Annotated in this window: 5 protein-coding genes; 1 reads left to right on the top strand and 4 read right to left on the bottom strand. The window is 67.4% G+C overall.

Translation table 11 applies throughout. The features are described from left to right. Positions 1-560: 560 nt before the first annotated feature. From Dsi01nite_RS29655 to lysS, 3 genes are all read right to left on the bottom strand, one after another. Positions 561-3,098: an ATP-dependent Clp protease ATP-binding subunit gene (locus Dsi01nite_RS29655; RefSeq protein ID WP_203849587.1), complete on the bottom strand. Its 2,538-nt coding sequence runs from the start codon at positions 3,096-3,098 to the stop codon at positions 561-563. A 397-nt stretch (positions 3,099-3,495) separates the two neighbouring features. After that, positions 3,496-3,852, bottom strand: coding sequence for a histone-like nucleoid-structuring protein Lsr2 (locus Dsi01nite_RS29650; RefSeq protein WP_203849586.1), 357 nt, complete (start codon positions 3,850-3,852; stop codon positions 3,496-3,498). A gap of 90 nt (positions 3,853-3,942) precedes the next feature. After that, entirely contained in the window at positions 3,943-5,397 is a 1,455-nt protein-coding gene (gene lysS, locus Dsi01nite_RS29645) for a lysine--tRNA ligase (RefSeq protein WP_203849590.1), read from the bottom strand. A 127-nt stretch (positions 5,398-5,524) separates the two neighbouring features. Between lysS and Dsi01nite_RS29640 the strand changes: the two genes are divergently transcribed. Further along, complete coding sequence (locus tag Dsi01nite_RS29640) at positions 5,525-6,229, top strand: class I SAM-dependent methyltransferase (RefSeq protein ID WP_203849585.1); 705 nt, start codon at positions 5,525-5,527, stop codon at positions 6,227-6,229. Here the strand turns inward: Dsi01nite_RS29640 and Dsi01nite_RS29635 are convergent. Further along, on the bottom strand, positions 6,226-6,990 hold the full coding sequence (locus tag Dsi01nite_RS29635; RefSeq protein ID WP_203849584.1) for a type III pantothenate kinase: 765 nt from the start codon (positions 6,988-6,990) through the stop codon (positions 6,226-6,228). The two genes, Dsi01nite_RS29640 and Dsi01nite_RS29635, sit on opposite strands and share 4 nt — an antisense overlap. Positions 6,991-7,060 lie beyond the last annotated feature (70 nt).

Genomic DNA, 7,060 nt, shown 5'->3' with positions numbered 1-7,060 from the left:
ACCGACCCGAGCACGCCACCGCGCCAGGCACGCCACCGACCCGGGCACGCCACCGCGCCAGGCACGCCACCGCGCCAGCCACGCCACCGAACCTGCCGGGCGAATCATCACGCCGGCCACCGAGCAGGAACCGCGAGAGCACTCGGCGGAGTATCGACCAAGGCAAAGACCGACGGTCATGCCGAAATCGCCAGGAAACAGGCGAAGAAGCGGGTGCACCGGGCCGGAACGGGTGAAGAAGCGTGCGGTCTTTCGTCAGACCCAAACGCGGCACTAGCGGGCCCGAGGAAAGCGACAGTGACGGGTCCACGGAAACGGGTGACGAGCGGGCCACGGAAACCGGTGACGAGCGGGCCAAGGAAACGGGAGTTGGCCCCGACAGGAAACGGACGCCGAAACGGGGTGGCCCCCCGATTGGAAACCGGCGGAAACGGGGTGGGACCCCGGATTTGAGCCGAGCAGAACGGGTAGAGAGCACCCGCAAGGGAACGGGGCTGAGATAAAGGGAAAGGCCCCCGGCCGGTGAAACGGTCGGGGGCCTTTCCTGTGGTGCTGGGGCCTTAGGCGGCTGACTCCTCGGCGGAGCCGCCCTTGGTCAGCTCGGCGGGCACGCCGTCCGGGACGTCGCCCGGGCGGTCGGCGCCGCTGAAGACCAGCTTGGCCTTCTCGAACTGGGCGGGGTCGCCCTCGCAGTCGATGACCACGATCTGGCCCGGGCGAAGCTCGTTGAACAGGATGCGCTCGGAGAGCGCGTCCTCGATCTCCCGCTGGATCGTGCGGCGCAGCGGCCGCGCGCCCAGCACCGGGTCATAGCCCTTGTTGGCCAGGAACTTCTTGGCGTTGTCGGTCAGCTCGAGGCCCATGTCCTTGTTGCGGAGCTGGCCCTCGATGCGGGCGATCATCAGGTCGACGATGCCCAGGATCTGGTCCTGCTGGAGCTGGTGGAAGACGATCGTGTCGTCGATGCGGTTGAGGAACTCCGGGCGGAAGTGCTGCTTCAGCTCGTCGTTGACCTTCTGCTTCATCCGCTCGTAGTTGGACTCGTTGTCCTCCGACGCCTGGAAGCCCAGGGACACGGCCTTGGCCACGTCGCGGGTGCCCAGGTTGGTGGTCAGGATGATCACCGTGTTCTTGAAGTCCACGATGCGGCCCTGACCGTCGGTGAGACGGCCGTCTTCGAGGATCTGCAGGAGCGTGTTGAACACGTCCGGGTGGGCCTTCTCGATCTCGTCGAAGAGGACCACCGAGAACGGCCGCCGGCGGACCTTCTCGGTCAGCTGGCCACCCTCGTCGTAACCGACGTATCCGGGGGGCGCACCGACGAGGCGGGACACCGTGTAGCGGTCGTGGAACTCGGACATGTCGAGCTGGATCAGCGCGTCCTCGGAGCCGAAGAGGAACTCGGCGAGCGCCTTGGACAGCTCCGTCTTCCCGACGCCGGACGGGCCGGCGAAGATGAACGAGCCGGAGGGGCGCTTCGGGTCCTTCAGGCCGGCCCGGGTGCGCCGGATGGCCTTCGAGACCGCCTTGACCGCGTCGTCCTGGCCGACGAGGCGCTTGTGCAGCTCGTCCTCCATGCGCAGGAGCCGTGCGGTCTCCTCCTCGGTCAGCTTGTAGACCGGGATGCCGGTCCAGTTCGCCAGGACCTCGGCGATCTGCTCGTCGTCGACCTCGGACACGACGTCCAGGTCGCCGGCCTTCCACTCCTTCTCGCGCTGCGCCTTCTGACCGAGCAGCTGCTTCTCCTTGTCGCGCAGCTGCGCGGCACGCTCGAAGTCCTGTGCGTCGATCGCGGACTCCTTGTCGCGGCGCACCTGTGCGATGCGCTCGTCGAAGTCACGCAGGTCTGGCGGCGCGGTCATCCGGCGGATGCGCATCCGCGCGCCGGCCTCGTCGATCAGGTCGATCGCCTTGTCCGGCAGGAAGCGGTCGGAGATGTAGCGGTCGGCCAGGGTGGCGGCGGCGACCAGGGCGGCGTCGGTGATCGTCACCCGGTGGTGCGCCTCGTAACGGTCGCGCAGGCCCTTGAGGATCTCGATGGTGTGCGCCAGCGACGGCTCACCCACCTGGATCGGCTGGAAGCGGCGCTCGAGCGCGGCGTCCTTCTCGAGGTGCTTGCGGTATTCGTCGAGGGTGGTCGCACCGATGGTCTGCAGCTCACCACGGGCCAGCATCGGCTTGAGGATGGACGCGGCGTCGATCGCGCCCTCAGCGGCACCGGCACCGACGAGGGTGTGGATCTCGTCGATGAACAGGATGATGTCGCCGCGGGTGCGGATCTCCTTGAGGACCTTCTTCAGGCGCTCCTCGAAGTCACCGCGGTAGCGGGAGCCGGCGACGAGCGCACCGAGGTCGAGCGTGTAGAGCTGCTTGTCCTTGAGCGTCTCGGGCACCTCGCCCTTGATGATCCGCTGGGACAGGCCCTCGACCACGGCGGTCTTGCCGACACCGGGCTCGCCGATGAGCACCGGGTTGTTCTTGGTGCGGCGGGACAGGACCTGCATGACCCGCTCGATTTCCTTCTCGCGCCCGATGACCGGGTCGAGTTTGCCTTCGCGGGCGGCCTGGGTGAGGTTTCGACCGAACTGGTCGAGCACCAGGCTGGTCGACGGAGCGGCCTCGCCGGGGGCGCCGGTGCCGGCGGCAGCCGGCTCTTTGCCCTGGTAGCCGGAGAGCAGCTGGATGACCTGCTGGCGGACCCGGTTGAGGTCGGCGCCGAGCTTCACGAGGACCTGGGCGGCGACGCCCTCACCCTCGCGGATCAGACCCAGCAGGATGTGCTCCGTGCCGATGTAGTTGTGCCCGAGCTGCAGCGCCTCGCGCAGGGACAGCTCCAGCACCTTTTTGGCGCGTGGCGTGAACGGGATGTGCCCGCTCGGCGCCTGCTGCCCCTGGCCGATGATCTCCTCGACCTGCTGGCGGACACCCTCCAGCGAGATGCCGAGGCTCTCAAGCGCCTTGGCCGCCACGCCCTCACCCTCGTGGATGAGGCCGAGCAGGATGTGCTCGGTGCCGATGTAGTTGTGGTTGAGCATCCGGGCTTCTTCCTGCGCCAGGACGACAACCCGTCGTGCTCGGTCGGTGAACCGCTCGAACATCCCTGCTCCTTCACGTGCCGTGTCCGTCGCCGCCGCCCCTGCCGCGGAACCCCCCTCGGGGGGTCGCCACGCCGAAGCTCTGTCGGACGCCAACGTGACCGTGCCATCACTCTATCGCCGTAGGCCGACACATTGCGGGTGTGCGCCATTGCCGCACCCCACCATCGGACCGTGTCGCAGTCGTCGTGTGGTACTTGCTTACCCGCCGGGAACGCGTGTACCCGGCGTTTTGCCCAACGCGAGCATCCGCCGCCTTGTTCCAGCGGGCCCGCCCGTACGCCAAGAGCGAAATCGACGCTGGATGCAAGTCACCCACCGTAGCTAGTTGACTACGGTGGGCGCACGCTGCCAAAAGAACCCCAAAACGACCGCTCAGGCAGAAAACGGTCAACGATCGCTAACGGCCCGCTTCGGCGTTGTAACGGTCCACGATTTCCTGCTTGATGCGACCCCGGTCGGAGACCTTGATGCCCTTGTTCTGAGCCCATTCCCGAATCGCCTTGTTCTGCTCGCGGTCCGCGGCGGCTCCACCGCGTCCACGCGCACTGGCGGCACGCCCTCCGACCACGACGCCGCCCCGGCCGACCTTCGTGGCCGCACCGAGGAACGGCCCGAACGCGTCACGCAGCTTCGACGCGTTCTTCTTCGAGAGATCGATCTCATACTGAACGCCGTCGAGCGCGAACTTCACGGTCTCGTCGGCGTCCCCGCCGTCGATGTCGTCGACCAGCACGTGGATGGTCCGCTTGGCCACTGTGGTATTCCCTTCGAGGAAGTCCGCCCCGCGTTGTGCGAATGCAAAGATAACGCAATCAGGGACTACCTCGTCAACGGTACGCCGAAACTACTCCGGCCGCACCAGCGGAAACAGGATCGTTTCCCGAATGCCGAGCCCGGTGAGAGCCATGAGAAGGCGATCGATTCCCATGCCCATCCCGCCCATCGGTGGCATTCCGTACTCCATCGCACGCAGATAGTCTTCATCCAGTTGCATCGCGTCGGGATCTCCCTTCGCGGCGAGTAGCGACTGGGCAACCAAACGTTCGCGTTGGACAACCGGGTCGACCAGTTCGGAGTAGGCCGTGCCGAGCTCGAAGCCCTGCACGTACAGATCCCACTTCTCGGTCAGCCGCGGCGTCACGCGATGCGCCCTGGTCAGCGGCGAGGTCTCCTCCGGATAGTCGAAGACGAACGTCGGCGCGACCAGCCCCGGCACGACGAGCGCCTCGAAGAGCTCCTCGGCGAGCTTTCCCGGGCCCCACTTCGGGTCGACCGAGACGTCGTGCTTCGCCGCCAGCTCCACCAGGCGCGCGTGCGGGGTTTCGACCGTGACGTCGGAACCCAGCGCCTCGGAAAGCACGCCGTAAAGCGTCACCCGGCGCCACTGCCCGCCCAGGTCGAACTCGCTGCCGTCGGCATAACGCACGACGTGCGTTCCGGTGAGCGCAACGGCTGCGTCCTGGACCAGCTGCCGGGTAAGGTCGGCCATGTCGTTGTAGTCGGCATACGCCTGGTATGCCTCCAGCATCGCGAACTCCGGCGAGTGGGACGAGTCGATGCCCTCATTGCGGAAGTTGCGGTTGATCTCGAAGACCCGCTCGATGCCGCCGACGACGCACCGCTTCAAGAAAAGCTCCGGCGCGATACGCAGATACAAATCCGTGTCGAGCGCATTGCTATGCGTGACGAATGGCCGGGCGGCTGCACCACCATGCAGCAACTGCAACATGGGGGTTTCCACCTCGAGGTAATCGAGGTCGTGCAACGAGTTACGAAGACTGCGCACCACGGTCGCCCTGGTGCGCACGGTTTCCCGGGCCTGCGGGCGCACCACCAGGTCGACATACCGCTGCCGGACCCGGGCCTCCTCGCCCATCGGCTTGTGCGCGACCGGCAGCGGGCGCAACGCCTTCGCCGTCATCTGCCACGCGTCGGCGAGAATGGACAGCTCGCCGCGGCGGCTGGTGATCACCTCGCCGCGGACGCCGACGTGGTCGCCGAGGTCGACCAGGCGCTTCCAGTCCTCCAGGGCCTCCGCGCCGACCTTGTCCAGGGACAGCATGGCCTGCAGCTCCGTGCCGTCGCCGGCGCGCAGGGTGGCGAAGGCGAGCTTGCCCGTGTTGCGGATGAAGATGACCCGGCCGGCCACGGCCGCCTGCTCGCCGGAGGCCGTGTCGGTCGGCAGCTCGCCATAGCGGGCCCGGATCTCCGCGATCGTCGCGGACCGCTCGAACCCGACCGGGTAGGGCTGCTTGCCCTCGTCCAGCAGCCGGGCACGCTTCTCCCGGCGGATCTTCATCTGCTCGGGGAGATCGAGTTCCTGGTCAACGGCTGGCTGGTCCTTCACAGCGGCACACAATCCCTCTACGAGAATTCCACGAATGACGTCGAGCCTACTCAACAACACGTTCGGTACTTTTGGCGACGTGGATTTCGCAGCTCACGCTTCCTCGTTCGGCGCCGTCGCGGACCTGTACGACCGGGCCCGCCCCCGCTATCCCCGCGAGGCGCTCGACTGGGCGATGCCCGAAAAGTCGGACATAGTCGACCTCGGTGCGGGCACCGGCATCCTCACCCGCCAGCTCGCTGACCTGGGCCACCACGTGATCGCCGTGGAGCCGGACGACAAGATGCGGGCCAGGATCCCCGGAGAGGCCCGCAAGGGCAGCGCCACCCACATCCCCCTGCCCGACGCCAGCGTCGACGTCGTCACCGCCGGCCAGTCCTACCACTGGTTCTACGGTGAGCCCGCGCACACCGAGATCGCCCGCGTCCTCCGCCCTGGCGGGCGTTTTGTCCCCATCTGGAACATCCGCGACGCACGCGTCCCGTGGGTCGCGAAGTCCTCCACCTTCTTCGACGGCGCCCGCGAGCGCGACGCGTTCGACGAAACGAAGGTCACCACCTTCGGCCCACGGTTCGGTCCGGTGACGCTGAAGACGTTCGAGTGGAGCGCCACGCACACGACCGCGTCGTTCCTGGAGCTGGCCAGGTCCCGCTCCTATTACCTCCTCGCCGGCCCGGAGGCTCGCCAGCGCCTGGAGCAGCAGCTGCACGAGCTGCTCGGCCCGCTCGGCGAGGAGTTCGAACTGCCGTACGTGACCTACGCGTACACCAGCGGAAAACGCTAACCGCGGTTCCGGTCGAAGATCAGTCGCAGCCCGATCAGGGTCAGCATCGGCTCGTGGTGGGTGACCGTGGCGCACTCGCCGATCACGATCGGGGCCAGGCCACCGGTCGCGACGACCGCCTTCACAGTGCCGCCCAGCTCCGCGGAAACCCCGCGCACGATCCCGTCGACCTGCCCGGCAAACCCGTACACCACGCCGGACTGCAGGCATTCCACGGTGTTCTTGCCGATCACCCGCGGCGGCTTGACCAGCTCGACCTTGCGCAGCTGGGCGGCCCGGGCGGCGAGCGCGTCGACGGAGATCTCGATGCCGGGCGCGAGCACGCCGCCGAGGAACTCCCCCCGGGCCGACACCACGTCGAAGTTCGTGGACGTGCCGAAGTCCACCACGATGGACGGTCCGCCGAAGAGCGTGAAAGCGGCCAAGGTGTTGGCGACCCGGTCCGTCCCGACCTCTTTGGGATTGTCGATCGCCAGTTGTACGCCCGTGCGCACGCCCGGCTCGACGATCACCGTCGGCACGCCCGGGTAGTACCGCTGCAGCATCGTCCGAAGTGACCGCAGCGCCGCCGGCACGGTCGAGCACGCCGCGATGCCCGTCAGCGACACGGCGTCGGTGGCGAGCAGGCCCCGGTAGAGCAGGCCGAGCTCGTCCGCGGTCGCGCGCGAGTCGGTCTTGATCCGCCACGAGTGGACCAGCTTCTCGCCCTCGAACGTGGCGAGCACCGTGTTGGTGTTTCCGATGTCGATGCACAGCAGCACGCGGTGAGCCTAACGAAAGTCCCGCCAGTGTCGGGGTGAGCCTGGTCATCTACCCGTGATCCGGAAGACC

Origin of the sequence: Dactylosporangium siamense (genome assembly GCF_016862795.1) — a bacterium.
GTDB lineage: Bacteria > Actinomycetota > Actinomycetes > Mycobacteriales > Micromonosporaceae > Dactylosporangium > Dactylosporangium siamense.
The sequence above is the reverse complement of the archived record's forward strand: the minus strand, read 5'-3'. Positions and strand labels throughout refer to the sequence as shown.

What these genes read in the sequence shown, in the direction of transcription:
- Dsi01nite_RS29655 (WP_203849587.1), bottom strand. Translation starts at nt 3,098, where the DNA reads ATGTTCGAGCGGTTCACCGACCGAGCACGACGGGTTGTCGTCCTGGCG.
- lysS (WP_203849590.1), bottom strand. Translation starts at nt 5,397, where the DNA reads ATGAAGATCCGCCGGGAGAAGCGTGCCCGGCTGCTGGACGAGGGCAAG.